Below are 16,816 nucleotides of genomic sequence, written 5' to 3' on the forward strand. Positions count from 1 at the left end.
CTTTCGAGCACGCTCCGGAACCGGCACGACACCCTCTTGCTCGTCCAGGAGTGGGCCGAGCAGGGGGATCTCGCGCCGGAACCCCGCACTTTCGTCTCTCCGCCGCACCCGGCGGACCACCGCCCCGACCACGTCCACGATCGACACGATCAACAGACCGCAGTCGGACAGCACAACCGGTCGCCGTGCCAGAAGGCCGACGTCCGCTCCAGGGAAGGACCCTTCGTGAGCGACACCACCGATCTGATGGGCGTGACTGCCGACAAGAACGTCGACAGCCCCGCGCCCGCCGAAGGTGCTGCCACTGGCACCACCGCACGGCGCCGCCGTTCCGGCACCGGCCTCGAGGGCATGGTCCTGGCCGAGCTGCAGCAGGTCGCGTCCGGCCTCGGCATCAGGGGTACCGCGCGGATGCGCAAGAGCCAGCTGATCGAGGTCATCAAGGAGGCGCAGGCCGGCGGGGGCTCCGCCGCGCCCAAGACCGCCGCCAAGTCCGCCGCCCCCGCGGCCGCGGACACCGAGAGCAAGCCCAAGCGGCGTGCGACCTCGAAGGCGCGCACCGGTGACGAGAGTGCCGCCGCCGCACCGGCCGAGAAGGCCGGCAAGGCGGAGAAGGCCGACAAGGCCGCCGCCCAGCAGCAGATCGACATCCCGGGCCAGCCGGCCAACGACGACCAGCCCTCGGGCGAGCGCCGCCGTCGCCGTGCGACCGCGCAGGCGGGCAGCCCCGAGACGAAGACCGAGGCCAAGCCGGAGCAGCAGCAGGCCGACCAGCAGCAGGCCGAGACCCGCCAGGACCGCGCCGACGAGCGCGGCGAGGCCAGGGGCGAGCGCGGCGACACCAAGGGCGAGGCGAAGACCGAGTCCGGGGCCGACACCGCCGAGGGCCGCCGCGGGGACCGTCAGGACGGCCGCCGCGGCGACCGCCGGGACCGTCAGCGCGACCGGCGCGGCAAGGGCGACGACCAGGGCCAGCAGGGCGGCGGACGCCGTCAGGGTCAGCAGGGCGGTGGCGGCCAGAGCCAGCAGGGCGGCGGCGGCCAGGGCCAGCACGACGACGGTTACGACGACGAGGGCGGCCGCCGCGGCCGCCGGGGCCGTTACCGCGACCGCCGTGGCCGTCGTGGCCGCGACGACTTCGCGACCGACGTCCAGGTCGCCGACGACGACGTCCTGATCCCCGTCGCGGGCATCCTCGACATCCTCGACAACTACGCCTTCATCCGGACCTCCGGCTACCTGCCCGGCCCGAACGACGTGTACGTGTCGCTGGCCCAGGTCCGCAAGAACGGCCTGCGCAAGGGCGACCACGTCACCGGTGCGGTGCGCCAGCCCAAGGACGGCGAGCGCCGCGAGAAGTTCAACGCGCTGGTCCGCCTCGACTCGGTGAACGGCATGGCGCCGGAGAGCGGCCGGGGCCGCCCCGAGTTCCAGAAGCTGACCCCGCTCTACCCGCAGGACAGGCTCCGTCTGGAGACCGACTCCAACGTCCTGACCACCCGGATCATCGACCTGGTCGCCCCGATCGGCAAGGGCCAGCGCGGGCTGATCGTGGCCCCGCCGAAGACCGGTAAGACCATGATCCTCCAGGCCATCGCCAACGCGATCACGGTCAACAGCCCCGAGTGCCACCTGATGGTCGTCCTGGTCGACGAGCGTCCGGAGGAGGTCACCGACATGCAGCGGTCGGTGAAGGGCGAGGTCATCTCCTCGACCTTCGACCGCCCCGCCGAGGACCACACCACTGTCGCCGAGCTCGCCATCGAACGCGCCAAGCGCCTCGTGGAGCTGGGCCACGACGTGGTGGTCCTGCTGGACTCGATCACCCGTCTGGGCCGCGCGTACAACCTGGCGGCACCGGCCTCCGGCCGCATCCTGTCCGGTGGTGTCGACTCGACCGCGCTGTACCCGCCGAAGCGCTTCTTCGGTGCCGCGCGGAACATCGAGGACGGCGGCTCGCTGACCATCCTGGCCACCGCGCTCGTCGAGACCGGCTCGCGCATGGACGAGGTGATCTTCGAGGAGTTCAAGGGCACCGGCAACATGGAGCTCAAGCTCGACCGGAAGCTCTCGGACAAGCGCATCTTCCCGGCGGTGGACGTGGACGCGTCCAGCACCCGTAAGGAAGAGATCCTGCTCGGCAGCGACGAACTGGCCATCGTCTGGAAGCTGCGCCGGGTGCTGCACGCACTCGACCAGCAGCAGGCGATCGAGCTGCTCCTGGACCGCATGAAGAAGACGCAGTCCAACGCGGAGTTCCTGCTCCAGATCCAGAAGACGACGCCGGCGCCGGGCAACGGCAACGACTGACTTGACGTCAGCCGGCACGGCCAAATGCCCCCGTCACTCCGGTGACGGGGGCAGTTTCGTGACGCCTCGTCAGTCTTCCGGCACGGGCGGAGCGGCTGAAGTCGTACGGTGACGGGCGGGGGAGGGGCGGGAGCCCGGGGAGCCGCGCGAGGCGGGATCCGGCCCCGGTGCCACGGACGCGCCGAACACTCCGGCCGGTGGCACTTTCCGGTCATCGGCCGGTCGCGGAACGTACCCGGACAGTACGGGAATAGTCACGTCCCCTTCCTCGTTTTGGGAGATACGGCCGGTCCTGGCAGACTGGTACGTCGGCCCCGGTTCACGGACGCGCAATCCGCGCGTGCGACCCGGTGCCCTCCCGAACCTAGGAGACACCTTGAAGCGCGACATTCACCCCGAGTACGTCGAGACGCAGGTCAGCTGCACCTGTGGTGCGTCGTTCACGACCCGGAGCACCCTCGGCGACGGCGCCATCCGCGCCGACGTCTGCTCCGAGTGCCACCCGTTCTACACGGGCAAGCAGAAGATCCTCGACACCGGTGGCCGTGTGGCCCGCTTCGAGGCCCGCTTCGGCAAGGCCGCCGGCTCCGCCAGCAAGTAGCGAGCCACTGCGCCGGTTCCCGGGGCCCTCTTGCGGGGCGCCGGGACCGGCGTTTTTTCCGGCTGTGCCGCCAGGCGGTGGCAGGCCGTCCAGCAGGCCCGCAGACGTATGACGCACGGAACCAGGAGCCCGGGGATGTTCGAGGCTGTCGAGGAACTGATCGGCGAGCACGCCGATCTGGAGAAGAAGCTCGCCGATCCGTCGGTCCACGCCGACCAGGCGAACGCGCGCAGGCTGAACAAGCGCTACGCGGAGCTGACCCCCGTCATCTCCACCTACCGTGCCTGGAAGCGGACCGGCGACGACATCGAGACCGCCCGCGAACTCGCCGCCGACGACCCGGACTTCGCCGCAGAGGTCAAGGAGCTGGAGAAGCAGCGCGAGGAGATCACCGAGAAGCTCCGGTTGCTGCTGGTCCCGCGCGACCCCAGCGACGACAAGGACGTGCTCCTGGAGATCAAGGCGGGCGCGGGCGGCGACGAATCCGCCCTGTTCGCCGGTGACCTGCTGCGGATGTACCTGCGCTACGCCGAGCGCGTCGGCTGGAAGACCGAGATCATCGACTCCACCGAGTCCGAGCTCGGCGGCTACAAGGACGTCCAGGTCGCCGTGAAGACCAAGGGCGGCAACGGCGCCACCGAACCCGGCCAGGGCGTGTGGGCGCGGATGAAGTACGAGGGCGGGGTGCACCGTGTGCAGCGCGTGCCCTCCACCGAGTCCCAGGGCCGCATCCACACCTCGGCCGCCGGTGTCCTCGTCACCCCCGAGGCGGAGGAGGTGGACGTCGAGATCCACGCCAACGACCTCCGTATCGACGTCTACCGCTCCTCCGGGCCCGGCGGCCAGTCCGTCAACACCACCGACTCCGCGGTCCGCATCACCCACCTGCCCACCGGTGTCGTCGCCTCCTGCCAGAACGAGAAGAGCCAGCTCCAGAACAAGGAGCAGGCCCTGCGCATCCTGCGCTCCCGGCTGCTGGCCGCCGCCCAGGAGGCCGCCGAGCAGGAGGCCTCCGACGTGCGCCGCAGCCAGGTGCGCACCGTGGACCGCTCCGAGAAGATCCGCACGTACAACTTCCCGGAGAACCGCATCTCCGACCACCGCGTCGGCTTCAAGGCGTACAACCTCGACCAGGTCCTCGACGGCGACCTCGGCGCCGTCATCCAGGCCTGTGTGGACGCCGACTCCGCCGCCAAGCTCGCCGCCGCGTAGGCGCGCCCGCCACCACAGCCCGCCCGTGAACCCGTACGGAGAACCGCGATGAACCTGCTGCTCGCCGAGGTGGCCCAGGCCGCCCAGCGGCTGGCCGACGCCGGTGTCCCCTCCCCGCGATTCGACGCCGAGGAACTCGCCGCGTTCGTGCACGGCGTCAAGCGAGGCGAGCTGCACAACGTGCCGGACGCCGACTTCGACGCCCGCTACTGGGAGACCGTCGCCCGCCGCGAGGCGCGCGAGCCGCTCCAGCACATCACCGGACGCGCCTTCTTCCGCTACCTGGAACTCCAGGTCGGGCCCGGCGTCTTCGTCCCCCGGCCGGAGACCGAGTCCGTCGTCGGCTGGGCCATAGACGCGGTCCGTGCCATGGACGTCGTGGAACCGCTGATCGTCGACCTGTGCACCGGGTCGGGCGCGATCGCCCTCGCCATGGCGCAGGAGGTGCCGCGCTCCCGTGTGCACGGCGTGGAACTGTCCGAGGACGCCCTCAGATGGACGCGGAAGAACGCCGAGGGGTCCAGGGTCACCCTGCACCGCCAGGACGCCCTGAGCGCCCTCCCGGAGTTCGACGGCCAGGTCGACCTGGTCATCTCCAACCCGCCGTACATCCCGCTCACCGAGTGGGAGTACGTGGCGCCCGAGGCCCGCGACCACGACCCGCAGATGGCGCTCTTCTCCGGCGAGGACGGCCTCGACACCATCCGCGGCATCGAGCGCACCGCGCACCGTCTGCTGCGCCCCGGCGGCCTCGTCGTCATCGAGCACGCCGACACCCAGGGCGGCCAGGTGCCCTGGATCTTCACCGAGGAACGGGGCTGGGCCGACGCGGCCGACCACCCCGACCTGAACAACCGGCCCCGGTTCGCGACGGCCCGCAAGGCCATGCCGTGACCCCGGCGGCACCGGAACCGCGAGAGACCTGTCCACCAGACCTGTACATGTCCGAGGAGGCCGGCTGATGGCACGGCGATACGACTGCAACGACGCGACCGACCGCACGACCGGCCTGCGTGAAGCCGCGTCCGCCGTGCGCCGCGGCGAACTGGTCGTGCTGCCCACCGACACGGTGTACGGCATCGGGGCGGACGCCTTCAGCTCCGAGGGGATCGCCGACCTGCTCGCCGCCAAGGGCCGGGGCCGGAACATGCCCACCCCCGTCCTGATCGGCTCCCCGAACACCCTGCACGGCCTGGTCACCGACTTCTCCGAGCAGGCCTGGGAGCTCGTCGACGCGTTCTGGCCCGGCGCCCTCACGCTCGTGGCCCGGCACCAGCCCTCCCTCCAGTGGGACCTCGGTGACACCCGGGGCACGGTCGCCGTCCGGATGCCCCTGCACCCGGTCGCCATCGAACTCCTCACCGAGGTCGGCCCGATGGGCGTCTCCAGCGCCAACCTCACCGGCCACCCCTCGCCCGAGACCTGCGACGCGGCCCAGGACATGCTCGGCGACTCCGTCTCCGTCTACCTCGACGGCGGCCCGACCCCCGGCATCGTGCCCTCCTCGATCGTGGACGTCACCGGCAAGGTGCCCGTGCTCCTGCGGGCCGGCGCGGTGTCCGTCGAGGACCTCCGCAAGGTCGTACCCGACCTCGAGGTGGCCAGTTGATCGCCCCTGAGGGGCGTGGCATAGCGGGGCAGGACACCACTTTCCGCATCCTCCACGTCAGTACCGGCAACGTCTGCCGCTCGCCCATCACCGAGCGGCTGACCCGCCACGCCCTGGTGGACCGCCTCGGCGATCCGCTCAGCGGCGGCCTCGTCGTGGAGAGCGCCGGCACCTGGGGCCACGAGGGCGCGCCCATGGAGGCCAACGCCGAGGTCGTGCTCGCCGACTTCGGGGCCGACGCCACCGGCTTCGTCGGCCGGGAACTCCTGGACGAGCACGTGATCCGCGCCGACCTGGTACTCACCGCCACCCGCGACCACCGCGCCCAGGTGATCTCCATGGGCCACTCCGCGGGACTGCGCACCTTCACGCTCAAGGAGTTCACCCGGCTCGTGCGGGCCATCGACCCGGCGACGCTGCCCGACGCCCGCGAGGAGGGCGTGGTCGAGCGCGCCCGCGCCCTGGTGCGCGCCGCGGCCGCCCTGCGCGGCTGGCTGCTGGCCCCCACCGCGGAGGCCGACGAGGTCTACGACCCGTACGGCGCGCCGATCACGTTCTTCCGCTCGGTCGGCGACGAGATCAACCAGGCGCTGGACCCGGTCGTGACGGCCCTGACGGGCGTCAGCGCCCCGCACTGAGCACACCACCCCTCTCCGAGTGCGCCGACCGGCGTACGGGGCCGCACGGCGGCGGGCAGCGGGCCGCACACCGGCCTACGCTGGAACCGACACCAGCGCCCCCTCCAGGCCCGGAGCCGTCAGATGCCGGTCACCCCTCCAGCCGCACCCCCGGACGTGTCCCCCGCCGGCGCCGCCATGCCGCAGGACTTCGACGCACTGCTGCACCAGGACCCGGAGGTCGCCGGCATCCTGCTGGCCGAGTCCGGGCGCCAGTCGAGCACCCTCCAGCTCATCGCGGCCGAGAACTTCACCTCGCCCGCCGTGCTGGCGGCCCTCGGATCCCCGCTCGCCAACAAGTACGCCGAGGGCTACCCCGGCGCCCGCCACCACGGCGGCTGCGAGCAGGCCGACGCAGCCGAACGCGTCGCCGTCCGCCGGGCCACGACCCTCTTCGGCGCCGAGCACGCCAACGTCCAGCCGCACTCCGGCTCCTCCGCCGTCCTCGCCGCCTACGCCGCGCTGCTGCGCCCCGGTGACACGGTGCTGGCCATGGGGCTCGCGTACGGCGGACACCTCACCCACGGCGCCCCCGGCAACTTCTCGGGCCGCTGGTTCGAGTTCGCCGGGTACGGCGTCGATCCGGACAGCGGACTGATCGACTACGCCCAGGTGCGCGCGCTGGCGCGGGCCCGGCGGCCCAAGGCGATCGTCTGCGGCTCGATCTCCTACCCCCGCCACCCCGACTACGAGACGTTCCGCGAGATCGCCGACGAGGTGGGCGCCTATCTGATCGCGGACACCGCCCATCCGATGGGCCTGATCGCCGGGGGAGCGGCGCCCAGCCCGGTGCCGTACGCGGACGTGGTGTGCGCGACGACGCACAAGGTGCTGCGCGGGCCGCGCGGCGGCATGATCCTGTGCGGCTCCGAGCTGGCGGAGCGGATCGACCGCGCGGTGTTCCCGTTCACCCAGGGGGGCGCGCAGATGCACACCGTAGCGGCCAAGGCGGTCGCCTTCGGCGAGGCGGCCGCCCCCGCCTTCGCGGTCTACGCCCACCAGGTCGTGGCCCACGCGCGGGTCCTGGCGGCCGGTCTGGAGGCCGAGGGCTTCGAGGTGGCCACGGGCGGCACGGACACCCATCTCGTCGTCGTGGACCCCGCTCCGCTGGGCGTGGACGGCCGTACGGCCCGGGACCGGCTCATGGCCGCCGGAATGGTGCTGGACACCTGCGCGCTGCCGTACGGGGACGCCCGCGGGCTGCGGCTCGGGACCGCGGCCCTCACCACCCAGGGCATGGACGAGGCGGACGTGGCGCGGGTCGCCGTGCTGTTCGGCGCGGCCGTCCGGGAGCGGGGCGACGCGGGCCGGCTGCGGTCCGAGGTGCGTGAACTGGCCGAGCGGAATCCGCCGTATCCGGGGTAGGTGACGCCCGTGCAACCGTCGCCCGTGCTCTGGAGTCCCTGTTCATGGGACTAGGCTGTGAGGCTGAGATGGCCGGCGAATTCTGTGGGGCAGCCCGTGCGTGATTACCTGCTGACGCTCTGTGTCACGGCTGCGGTGACCTATCTGCTGACCGGACCGGTGCGGAAGTTCGCCATCGCGATCGGGGCGATGCCCGCGATCCGCGCGCGTGACGTACACCGGGAACCGACACCTCGGCTCGGTGGCATCGCGATGTTCGGCGGACTGTGCGCGGGGCTGATCGTCGCGGACCACCTGTACAACCTGAACAGCGTCTTCGAACTCTCCAGCGAGCCGCGGGCCCTGCTCTCCGGTGCCGCGCTGATCTGGCTGATCGGCGTCCTGGACGACAAGTTCGAGCTGGACGCCCTGATCAAGCTCGGCGGCCAGATGATCGCCGCCGCGGTCATGGTCATCCAGGGCCTGACGATCCTGTGGCTGCCCATCCCGGGCGTCGGCACGGTCGCCCTCACCCAGTGGCAGGGCACGCTGCTCACGGTGGCGCTGGTGGTGATCACCATCAACGCGGTCAACTTCGTTGACGGCCTGGACGGGCTCGCGTCCGGCATGGTCTGCATCGCCGCCGCCGCGTTCTTCCTGTACACCTACCGGCTCTGGTACGGCTACGGCATCGAGGCCGCGGCCCCCGCCACCCTCTTCGCCGCGGTCCTCATGGGCATGTGCCTCGGCTTCCTGCCGCACAACCTGCACCCCGCCCGGATCTTCATGGGCGACTCGGGGTCCATGCTGATCGGTCTGGTGCTGGCGGCGGGAGCGATCTCCGTCACCGGCCAGGTCGACCCGGACCTGATGAACCTCTTCGTGGGCGGTGAGCGCGCGGCGACCCACGCGATGCTGCCCGTCTTCATCCCGCTGCTGCTGCCGCTGACCATCATCGCGATCCCCGCGGCGGACCTGGTGCTGGCCATCGTGCGGCGCACCTGGAACGGCCAGTCGCCGTTCGCCGCCGACCGGGGTCACCTGCACCACCGGCTGCTGGAGATCGGGCACTCGCACAGCAGGTCCGTGCTGATCATGTACTTCTGGTCCGCGCTCATCGCGTTCGGGGCCGTGGGCTACTCGGTCCACTCGACCTCGCTGTGGATCGTGCTGGTGATCGTCGGACTCAGCGCGGTGGGGCTGGTCCTGCTGCTCATGCCGCGCTTCACGCCCCGGGCTCCCCGCTGGGCGGAGGCCTTCGTGCCGCCGCGCTACCGGCGCCGCCGTCGGGCCGTGGCGGAGCGCGAGGCGGGGGCGGAGGACCAACAGCCTTTGGGAAAGGCCGAGATGGGCTCCCTGGCGGTTTCCCAGGCACCGGAGCGCGCGCCGGTGGCCATCGGCGTGTCCGGAGTCAACGGAGCGACCGCGATCGGTGCTCGTTCGGGTTCTTCCACGCAGCGCTCAGCAGATTCAGCACCCTGATGTCTCGGATGTCCCGGTGCTGTACCAGCATCCCGCACGTTCGTCACCGTACGGACGCGCGCCTTAGACCGCCCGTGTGACGGCTAACACACTTTATGGGTAAAGACCTCGCCAAATAGTTTGTGATACCGTTCACGAGACCTGGTGACGAAGCCGACGGGGCCATCTGTCGGACCACCGGTTCGGATTTCCGCCTCGCGGACCGGGCCTACGCTCGTCCATTGCGACGCCCATTTCTCTCCAAGCCAAGTGGAGCTGCCGCCCAATGCAGTCCGACATGCGCGAACTACTGCGCATCGCCGCCCCCACTGCTGCCGTGGGAGCTGTCGCCATGCTCGTCGGCGGCCTGCTCGCAGGTGGCGACGGGGCCATCGGCGCTGCGGTGGGCTGTGTGGTCGTCATCGTCTTCATGGCGCTCGGCATGCTGGCTCTCCAGTGGGTCGCCAGGGCTATGCCGCAACTGTTCCAGGGCATGGGGCTGATGATTTACTCGGCCCAGCTCGTGCTCCTGTTGATCTTCATCCTGAGCATCAGGAACACCTCTCTCTTCGACCTTCAGGTCTTCGCTCTCTCCCTGGTCGCCGCCGTGATCGCCTGGATCACCGCGCAGACCGTGCGGCACGCTCGGAGCAAGACTCCTTACGTCGACCCTGCGGCCGACGTAAGTGGCCGCCGCGACGGCGGGGCGGGGGCCGGGCGTGACCAGTAGGGCCGGGATAAAGCCGCGTTCGATGTGCTGCTATCGTCCGGTCTCGGTTGCGGTACTGCGGGCGCGGAATCCAGAGCTGTCGCCTGAATCATCGCGAGGCTTCGGGCCCGGCCGCTGCCTCCTCACCGTAAGAACCAGTCCGGTGCCGACCTGCGGCCACCCGCCGCTCCGACACAACGAGGTAGCCGCATCCATGCGCCATGCAGAAGGAGCTCTTGGTGACTGACGCCCAGACGCTCGCTTTCGAGACGAACTGCCACCTGTTCAAGGACTGCGGCTTCCATGCTCCCAGTGTGTGGTCGTTCCTCTTCGAGCCGATCTTCACCATCGGGCCTGTCGAGTTCAACAAGCCCATGCTGCTCGCGATCATCGGCACGTTCGCGATCCTGGTCTTTTTCTGGGCCGCGTTCGCGAAGTCCAAGGTCGTCCCCGGCAAGCTCCAGATGGTGGCCGAGGTGCTGTACGACTTCGTGCGCCGTGGTATTGCCCGTGAGGTCATCGGCAAGAAGGGCGACCAGTTCGTCCCGCTGCTGGTCTCCCTGTTCTTCTTCGTCTGGATCCTGAACCTCTGGGCCGTCATCCCGCTCGCCCAGTTCCCGGTCAGCTCGATCATCGCCTACCCCGCTGGCCTGGCCCTGGTGGTCTGGGTGACCTATATGACCGTGACGTTCCGGTCGAACGGATTCGTCGGGGGCATCCGCAACCTCTGCGTCCCGAGCGGTCTGCCGAAGCCGATCTACGTGCTGCTGACGCCGCTGGAGTTCGTCTCCAACGTCATCGTGCGGCCGTTCACGCTGACGGTGCGACTCTTCGCGAACATGTTCGCGGGCCACATCCTGATCCTGATCTTCACGATCGCCAGCTGGTACATGCTCGGCACCTTCCTGGGTTCGGTCTACGCCGCCGGATCGTTCATCATGACGCTGATTCTCACAGTGTTCGAGATGTTTATCCAGGCTCTCCAGGCCTATGTGTTCACGGTGCTGACCGCCACGTACCTTTCCCAGGCAGTCGAAGAAGCCCACTGAGGGTTAGCCGGCCCCGGCTCCCGCCCTCACCCACAGACGCCCGGTGCGAAGACACTTTCCACCGGTCCCACAAAGAGAAGGAACCACGGACATGTCTGCTGCTTTCGAGACCCTCGCGGCCGTGAACGGCAACGTCGGCACCATTGGCTACGGCCTCGCCGCGATCGGCCCCGGCATCGGCATCGGCATCATCTTCGGTAACGGTGTGCAGGCCATTGCCCGCCAGCCCGAGGCTGCCGGCCTCATTCGCCAGAACATGCTGCTCGGGTTCGCCGTCGTTGAGGCCCTGGCCCTGATCGGCTTCGTCGTCCCGTTCATCGTCAAGTGACGTTGTGGCCGTAGCCCTATTCGACGAAAGGTCCACCATGATGTACCTGGCAGCCGAGGAACCGCAGATGCCTCTGCTCCCGGTCTGGCCTGAAGTCGTCATCGGCTTGATCTGTTTCGGCATCGTCTTCTTCGTTTTCTGGAAGAAGCTCCTTCCGGCGGTCAACAAGACCCTGGAGGAGCGCCGCGAGGCCATCGAGGGCGGTATCGAGAAGGCCGATGCGGCCCAGACCGAGGCCCAGAGCGTTCTTGAGCAGTACAAGGCTCAGCTCGCCGAGGCCCGGCACGAGGCGGCGCGTCTCCGCCAGGAGGCCACCGAGCAGGGCTCCCTGATCATCGCGGAGATGCGGGCTGAGGGTCAGCGGCAGCGCGAGGAGATCATCGCCGCCGGCCACGCCCAGATCGAGGCCGACCGCAAGGCCGCTGCCTCAGCGCTGCGCCAGGACGTGGGCGCGCTCGCCACCGCCCTGGCCGGCAAGCTCGTCGGCGAGTCCCTGGAGGACCACGCCCGGCAGAGCGGCACGGTCGACCGGTTCCTCGACGAGCTCGAGGCGAAGGCCGAGGCCGTCCGATGAACGGAGCGAGCCGCGAGGCACTGGCGTCCGCACGCGAGCGTCTCGACGCGCTGACCGACTCCACGTCGGTCGACGCGGCGAAGCTCGCCGAGGACCTGGCGGCCGTCACCGCGCTGCTCCACCGCGAGGTGTCGCTGCGCCGGGTCCTGACCGACCCGTCGCAGGGCGGTGAGGCCAAGGCCGAGCTCGCCGGGCGCCTGCTGAGCGGCCAGGTGGGCGGCGAAGCCGTGGACCTGGTCTCCGGCATGGTCCGCTCCCGCTGGTCGCGGTCGCGTGATCTGGTGGACTCGGCCGAGGAGCTGGCGGACACCGCCGACCTCGCCGCAGCCCAGCGCGCCGGTGTGCTCGACGACGTGGAGGACGAGCTCTTCCGGTTCGGCCGGATCGTGGGTTCCGACAAGGCACTGCGCGCCGCCCTGACCGACCGGACGGCCCCGGCCTCCGCCAAGAGCGGGCTGCTGCGCGGCCTGCTCGGCGGTAAGGCCCAGTCGGCCACCGAGCGCGTCGTGACGCGTCTGGTGACGCAGCCCCGTGGACGTAGCCTGGAAGAAGGACTCGAGTCCCTGTCCAAGCTCGCCGCGGCGCGCCGGGACCGCGCGGTCGCCGTCGTGACCTCGGCGGTGCCGCTGTCCGATCGGCAGAAGCAGCGCCTCGGCGCCGCCCTGGCGAAGATCTACGGCCGCACGATGCACCTGAACCTGGACGTGGACCCCGCGGTCCTCGGTGGGATCTCGGTGAGCGTCGGTGACGAGGTCATCAACGGCACGATTGCGGAACGTCTCGAAGAGGCGACCCGCAGGATGGCCGGCTGACAGCGCCGCACGTACCGCACCAACCTGAACGAGCAAGAACAGCGGCCCGGTTGGGCCGTGCAGAAATTGCAGAAGATTCCTGGGGGTCGCCCCCAGACCCCTTTGAGAAACTTCGGGCCCAACAAGGAGAGCAGGGAACCCAGATGGCGGAGCTCACGATCCGGCCGGAGGAGATCCGGGACGCACTGGAGAACTTTGTCCAGTCGTACCAGCCGGACGCGGCCTCGCGCGAGGAGGTCGGTACGGTCAGCGTTGCCGGTGACGGCATCGCGAAGGTCGAGGGCCTTCCCTCGGCCCAGGCGAACGAACTGCTGAAGTTCGAGGACGGAACCCTCGGTCTCGCCCTCAACCTCGAAGAGCGCGAGATCGGTGCGATCGTCCTCGGCGAGTTCAGCGGAATCGAGGAGGGCCAGTCGGTGCAGCGCACCGGCGAGGTGCTCTCCGTCGGCGTCGGCGAGGGCTACCTCGGCCGCGTCGTCGACCCGCTCGGCAACCCGATCGACGGTCTCGGCGAGATCGCGACCGAAAGCCGTCGCGCCCTCGAACTGCAGGCCCCCGGCGTCATGGTCCGCAAGTCGGTCCACGAGCCGATGCAGACCGGCTACAAGGCCGTCGACGCCATGGTGCCGATCGGCCGCGGCCAGCGTCAGCTGATCATCGGTGACCGCCAGACCGGCAAGACCGCCCTGGCCGTCGACACGATCATCAACCAGCGCGACAACTGGCGCTCGGGCGACGTGAACAAGCAGGTGCGCTGCATCTACGTCGCCATCGGTCAGAAGGGCTCCACCATCGCCTCCGTGCGCGGTGCCCTCGAAGAGGCCGGCGCCCTGGAGTACACGACCATCGTCGCCGCCCCGGCGTCCGACCCGGCCGGCTTCAAGTACCTGGCGCCGTACACCGGTTCGGCCATCGGCCAGCACTGGATGTACGCCGGCAAGCACGTCCTGATCATCTTCGACGACCTCTCGAAGCAGGCCGACGCCTACCGCGCCGTGTCCCTGCTGCTGCGCCGTCCGCCGGGCCGCGAGGCCTACCCGGGCGACGTCTTCTACCTGCACTCGCGTCTGCTGGAGCGCTGCGCCAAGCTCTCCGACGACCTGGGCGCCGGTTCGATGACGGGCCTCCCGATCGTCGAGACCAAGGCGAACGACGTGTCGGCGTTCATCCCGACCAACGTCATCTCCATCACCGACGGCCAGTGCTTCCTGGAGTCCGACCTGTTCAACGCGGGTCAGCGTCCGGCGCTCAACGTCGGTATCTCGGTCTCCCGCGTCGGTGGCTCCGCCCAGCACAAGGCCATGCGCCAGGTGTCCGGCCGCCTCCGTGTGGACCTCGCCCAGTACCGCGAGCTGGAGGCGTTCGCCGCCTTCGGTTCCGACCTGGACGCGGCCTCCAAGGCGTCGCTGGAGCGCGGTAAGCGCATGGTCGAGCTGCTGAAGCAGGCCCAGTACGCGCCGTTCCCCGTCGAGGAGCAGGTCGTCTCCGTCTACGCCGGCACCACCGGCAAGATGGACGACGTCCCGGTCGAGGACATCCGCCGCTTCGAGGGTGAGCTGCTGGAGTACCTGCGACGCGAGCGCAAGGACCTCCTGACCAGCATCGCCGAGGGCGGCAAGATGTCCGACGACACGCTGCAGTCGATCGCCGACGCGATCGCCGCCTTCAAGCAGCAGTTCGAGACCTCGGACGGCAAGCTCCTGGGCGAGGGCTGATCGATGGGCGCTCAGCTTCGCGTTTACAAGCGCCGCATCCAAGCCGTCACCGCGACCAAGAAGATCACCAAGGCGATGGAGATGATCGCCGCCTCGCGCATCGTCAAGGCGCAGCGCAAGGTGGCGGCGTCGATGCCGTACGCGACCGAGCTCACCCGTGCGGTGACCGCGGTGGCGACCGGCTCGTCCACCAACCATCCGCTCACCACCGAGGCCGAGTCCCCGGTCCGGGCGGCGGTCCTGCTCCTCACGAGCGACCGCGGTCTGGCCGGCGGCTACTCCTCCAACGCCATCAAGGCGGCGGAGCGGCTGCGGGAGCGGCTGGCGGCCGAGGGCAAGGAGGTCGACACGTACATCGTCGGCCGTAAGGGTGTCGCGTACTACGGCTTCCGCGAGCGCAAGGTCACCGAGTCGTGGACCGGCTTCACCGACAGCCCCGAGTACTCGGACGCCAAGAAGATCGCCGGGCCCCTCATCGAGGCCATCGAGAAGGACACGGCCGAGGGCGGCGTCGACGAGCTGCACATCGTCTTCACGGAGTTCGTGTCGATGATGACGCAGAACGCGATCGACGACCGGATGCTGCCGCTGTCGCTCGACGCGATCGCGGAGGAGAGCAGCACGAGGAAGAGCGAGATCCTTCCGCTGTTCGACTTCGAGCCGTCGGCCGAGGACGTCCTCGACGCTCTTCTGCCGCGCTACGTCGAGAGCCGTATCTACAACGCACTGCTCCAGGCGGCCGCTTCCGAGCACGCCGCCCGACGCCGTGCGATGAAGTCGGCGACCGACAACGCCGGAGACCTCATCAAGAGCCTCTCCCGGCTTGCCAACGCGGCCCGCCAGGCCGAAATCACCCAGGAAATCAGCGAGATCGTCGGCGGTGCTAGTGCTCTGGCCGACGCGTCCGCGGGGAGTGACAAGTAATGACGACGACAGTTGAGACGGCCGCTGCCACGGGCCGCGTCGCCCGGGTCATCGGCCCGGTCGTCGACGTGGAGTTCCCCGTCGACGCGATGCCGGAGATCTACAACGCCCTGCACGTCGACGTCGACGACCCGGCCGAGGCCGGCGCTCGTAAGACGCTGACCCTTGAGGTCGCCCAGCACCTGGGTGACGGTGTGGTCCGCGCGATCTCGATGCAGCCCACCGACGGTCTGGTCCGCCAGGCCCCGGTGACCGACACGGGCAAGGGCATCACCGTCCCGGTCGGTGACGTGACCAAGGGCAAGGTGTTCAACACCCTCGGTCAGATCCTGAACGAGCCGGAGGCCGAGTCCCAGGTCACCGAGCGCTGGCCGATCCACCGCAAGGCCCCGGCCTTCGACCAGCTCGAGTCGAAGACCGAGATGTTCGAGACCGGCCTGAAGGTCGTCGACCTGCTGACCCCGTACGTCAAGGGCGGCAAGATCGGTCTGTTCGGTGGTGCGGGCGTCGGCAAGACGGTCCTCATCCAGGAAATGATCATGCGTGTGGCGAAGCTGCACGACGGTGTGTCGGTGTTCGCCGGCGTCGGTGAGCGCACCCGTGAGGGCAACGACCTCATCGACGAGATGACCGAGTCGGGCGTCCTGGACAAGACCGCGCTGGTCTTCGGCCAGATGGACGAGCCGCCGGGGACGCGTCTGCGCGTGGCCCTGTCCGCCCTGACCATGGCGGAGTACTTCCGCGATGTGCAGAAGCAGGACGTGCTGCTCTTCATCGACAACATCTTCCGCTTCACGCAGGCCGGTTCCGAGGTCTCCACGCTGCTCGGCCGTATGCCGTCCGCGGTGGGTTACCAGCCGACCCTGGCCGACGAGATGGGTGTGCTCCAGGAGCGCATCACCTCGACGCGTGGTCACTCGATCACCTCGATGCAGGCGATCTACGTCCCCGCGGACGACCTGACCGACCCGGCCCCGGCCACCACGTTCGCCCACCTCGACGCGACGACGGTTCTCTCCCGTCCGATCTCCGAGAAGGGCATCTACCCGGCCGTGGACCCGCTGGACTCCACGTCCCGCATCCTGGACCCGCGTTACATCTCGCAGGACCACTACGACGCGGCCAGCCGTGTCAAGGGGATCCTCCAGAAGTACAAGGACCTCCAGGACATCATCGCGATCCTCGGCATCGACGAGCTGGGCGAAGAGGACAAGCTCGTGGTCTCGCGCGCCCGTCGCGTCGAGCGCTTCCTCTCGCAGAACACTCACGCCGCCAAGCAGTTCACCGGCCTGGACGGTTCGGACGTCCCGCTCGACGAGTCGATCGCCGCGTTCAACGCGATCTGTGACGGGGAGTACGACCACTTCCCCGAGCAGGCGTTCTTCATGTGCGGTGGCCTGGACGACCTCAAGTCCAAGGCCAAGGAGCTCGGCGTCTCCTGAGCCTCCGGCTCACCGAGGGGGGTGGGTGTGTCCCGCCCCCCTCACCACG

General features: G+C 69.6%; 16 protein-coding genes. All 16 read left to right on the forward strand.

Annotated elements, in window-relative coordinates:
* The first annotated feature begins 225 nt into the window (after window positions 1–225).
* The 16 genes from rho (at window position 226) to atpD (ending at window position 16,767) form a co-directional block, all read left to right on the forward strand.
* A complete protein-coding gene (gene rho, locus B9S64_RS22685; RefSeq protein ID WP_103492316.1) occupies window positions 226–2,310 on the forward strand; it encodes a transcription termination factor Rho in 2,085 nt (694 codons plus the stop codon).
* Between the two features lie 376 nt (window positions 2,311–2,686).
* A complete protein-coding gene (gene rpmE / locus B9S64_RS22690; RefSeq protein WP_028438750.1) occupies window positions 2,687–2,911 on the forward strand; it encodes a 50S ribosomal protein L31 in 225 nt (74 codons plus the stop codon).
* A gap of 135 nt (window positions 2,912–3,046) precedes the next feature.
* Entirely contained in the window at window positions 3,047–4,123 is a 1,077-nt protein-coding gene (prfA, locus tag B9S64_RS22695) for a peptide chain release factor 1 (RefSeq protein ID WP_028438749.1), read from the forward strand.
* A 48-nt stretch (window positions 4,124–4,171) separates the two neighbouring features.
* A complete protein-coding gene (gene prmC / locus B9S64_RS22700; RefSeq protein WP_014048341.1) occupies window positions 4,172–5,017 on the forward strand; it encodes a peptide chain release factor N(5)-glutamine methyltransferase in 846 nt (281 codons plus the stop codon).
* 67 nt (window positions 5,018–5,084) lie between these two features.
* Entirely contained in the window at window positions 5,085–5,732 is a 648-nt protein-coding gene (locus tag B9S64_RS22705) for an L-threonylcarbamoyladenylate synthase (protein WP_103492312.1), read from the forward strand.
* Window positions 5,729–6,370, forward strand: coding sequence for a low molecular weight phosphatase family protein (locus B9S64_RS22710; RefSeq protein ID WP_028438746.1), 642 nt, complete (start codon window positions 5,729–5,731; stop codon window positions 6,368–6,370). The genes B9S64_RS22705 and B9S64_RS22710 overlap by 4 nt, the downstream gene beginning before the upstream one ends.
* A 123-nt stretch (window positions 6,371–6,493) precedes the next feature.
* Window positions 6,494–7,774 (forward strand): serine hydroxymethyltransferase, encoded by a 1,281-nt coding sequence (gene glyA / locus B9S64_RS22715; RefSeq protein ID WP_103492311.1) that lies wholly within the window; start codon window positions 6,494–6,496, stop codon window positions 7,772–7,774.
* Window positions 7,775–7,858: 84 nt separating this feature from the next.
* Window positions 7,859–9,235 carry an MraY family glycosyltransferase gene (locus B9S64_RS22720; protein WP_181012356.1) on the forward strand — a complete coding sequence of 459 codons (1,377 nt, stop codon included), beginning with the start codon at window positions 7,859–7,861 and terminating at the stop codon, window positions 9,233–9,235.
* A gap of 265 nt (window positions 9,236–9,500) precedes the next feature.
* Window positions 9,501–9,944: a hypothetical protein gene (locus B9S64_RS22725; protein WP_103492309.1), complete on the forward strand. Its 444-nt coding sequence runs from the start codon at window positions 9,501–9,503 to the stop codon at window positions 9,942–9,944.
* 200 nt (window positions 9,945–10,144) lie between these two features.
* Window positions 10,145–10,972 carry a F0F1 ATP synthase subunit A gene (gene atpB, locus B9S64_RS22730; RefSeq protein WP_037879448.1) on the forward strand — a complete coding sequence of 276 codons (828 nt, stop codon included), beginning with the start codon at window positions 10,145–10,147 and terminating at the stop codon, window positions 10,970–10,972.
* Window positions 10,973–11,063: 91 nt separating this feature from the next.
* A complete protein-coding gene (atpE, locus tag B9S64_RS22735; RefSeq protein ID WP_003966254.1) occupies window positions 11,064–11,300 on the forward strand; it encodes an ATP synthase F0 subunit C in 237 nt (78 codons plus the stop codon).
* Window positions 11,301–11,337: 37 nt separating this feature from the next.
* Window positions 11,338–11,874 (forward strand): F0F1 ATP synthase subunit B, encoded by a 537-nt coding sequence (locus B9S64_RS22740; protein WP_037879450.1) that lies wholly within the window; start codon window positions 11,338–11,340, stop codon window positions 11,872–11,874.
* The gene (locus B9S64_RS22745; protein ID WP_037879454.1) at window positions 11,871–12,686 is read left to right on the forward strand and encodes a F0F1 ATP synthase subunit delta; all 816 of its coding nucleotides are present in this window, start codon (window positions 11,871–11,873) and stop codon (window positions 12,684–12,686) included. Before B9S64_RS22740 ends, B9S64_RS22745 begins: the two co-directional genes overlap by 4 nt.
* Before the next feature lie 143 nt (window positions 12,687–12,829).
* Window positions 12,830–14,401 carry a F0F1 ATP synthase subunit alpha gene (gene atpA, locus B9S64_RS22750; RefSeq protein WP_028438739.1) on the forward strand — a complete coding sequence of 524 codons (1,572 nt, stop codon included), beginning with the start codon at window positions 12,830–12,832 and terminating at the stop codon, window positions 14,399–14,401.
* A 3-nt stretch (window positions 14,402–14,404) separates the two neighbouring features.
* Window positions 14,405–15,325, forward strand: coding sequence for a F0F1 ATP synthase subunit gamma (locus B9S64_RS22755; RefSeq protein WP_103492308.1), 921 nt, complete (start codon window positions 14,405–14,407; stop codon window positions 15,323–15,325).
* A complete protein-coding gene (gene atpD, locus B9S64_RS22760) occupies window positions 15,325–16,767 on the forward strand; it encodes a F0F1 ATP synthase subunit beta (protein WP_028438737.1) in 1,443 nt (480 codons plus the stop codon). The genes B9S64_RS22755 and atpD overlap by 1 nt, the downstream gene beginning before the upstream one ends.
* The last annotated feature ends 49 nt before the right edge of the window (window positions 16,768–16,816 follow it).

Origin of the sequence: Streptomyces sp. SM18 (assembly GCF_002910775.2) — a bacterium.
Lineage (GTDB): Bacteria > Actinomycetota > Actinomycetes > Streptomycetales > Streptomycetaceae > Streptomyces > Streptomyces halstedii.

What these genes read in the sequence shown, in the direction of transcription:
- B9S64_RS22740 (WP_037879450.1), top strand. Translation starts at nt 11,338, where the DNA reads ATGATGTACCTGGCAGCCGAGGAACCGCAGATGCCTCTGCTCCCGGTC.
- B9S64_RS22745 (WP_037879454.1), top strand. Translation starts at nt 11,871, where the DNA reads ATGAACGGAGCGAGCCGCGAGGCACTGGCGTCCGCACGCGAGCGTCTC.
- atpD (WP_028438737.1), top strand. Translation starts at nt 15,325, where the DNA reads ATGACGACGACAGTTGAGACGGCCGCTGCCACGGGCCGCGTCGCCCGG.
- atpA (WP_028438739.1), top strand. Translation starts at nt 12,830, where the DNA reads ATGGCGGAGCTCACGATCCGGCCGGAGGAGATCCGGGACGCACTGGAG.
- atpB (WP_037879448.1), top strand. Translation starts at nt 10,145, where the DNA reads ATGCAGAAGGAGCTCTTGGTGACTGACGCCCAGACGCTCGCTTTCGAG.
- B9S64_RS22705 (WP_103492312.1), top strand. Translation starts at nt 5,085, where the DNA reads ATGGCACGGCGATACGACTGCAACGACGCGACCGACCGCACGACCGGC.
- prfA (WP_028438749.1), top strand. Translation starts at nt 3,047, where the DNA reads ATGTTCGAGGCTGTCGAGGAACTGATCGGCGAGCACGCCGATCTGGAG.
- glyA (WP_103492311.1), top strand. Translation starts at nt 6,494, where the DNA reads ATGCCGGTCACCCCTCCAGCCGCACCCCCGGACGTGTCCCCCGCCGGC.
- B9S64_RS22755 (WP_103492308.1), top strand. Translation starts at nt 14,405, where the DNA reads ATGGGCGCTCAGCTTCGCGTTTACAAGCGCCGCATCCAAGCCGTCACC.
- prmC (WP_014048341.1), top strand. Translation starts at nt 4,172, where the DNA reads ATGAACCTGCTGCTCGCCGAGGTGGCCCAGGCCGCCCAGCGGCTGGCC.
- atpE (WP_003966254.1), top strand. Translation starts at nt 11,064, where the DNA reads ATGTCTGCTGCTTTCGAGACCCTCGCGGCCGTGAACGGCAACGTCGGC.
- B9S64_RS22725 (WP_103492309.1), top strand. Translation starts at nt 9,501, where the DNA reads ATGCAGTCCGACATGCGCGAACTACTGCGCATCGCCGCCCCCACTGCT.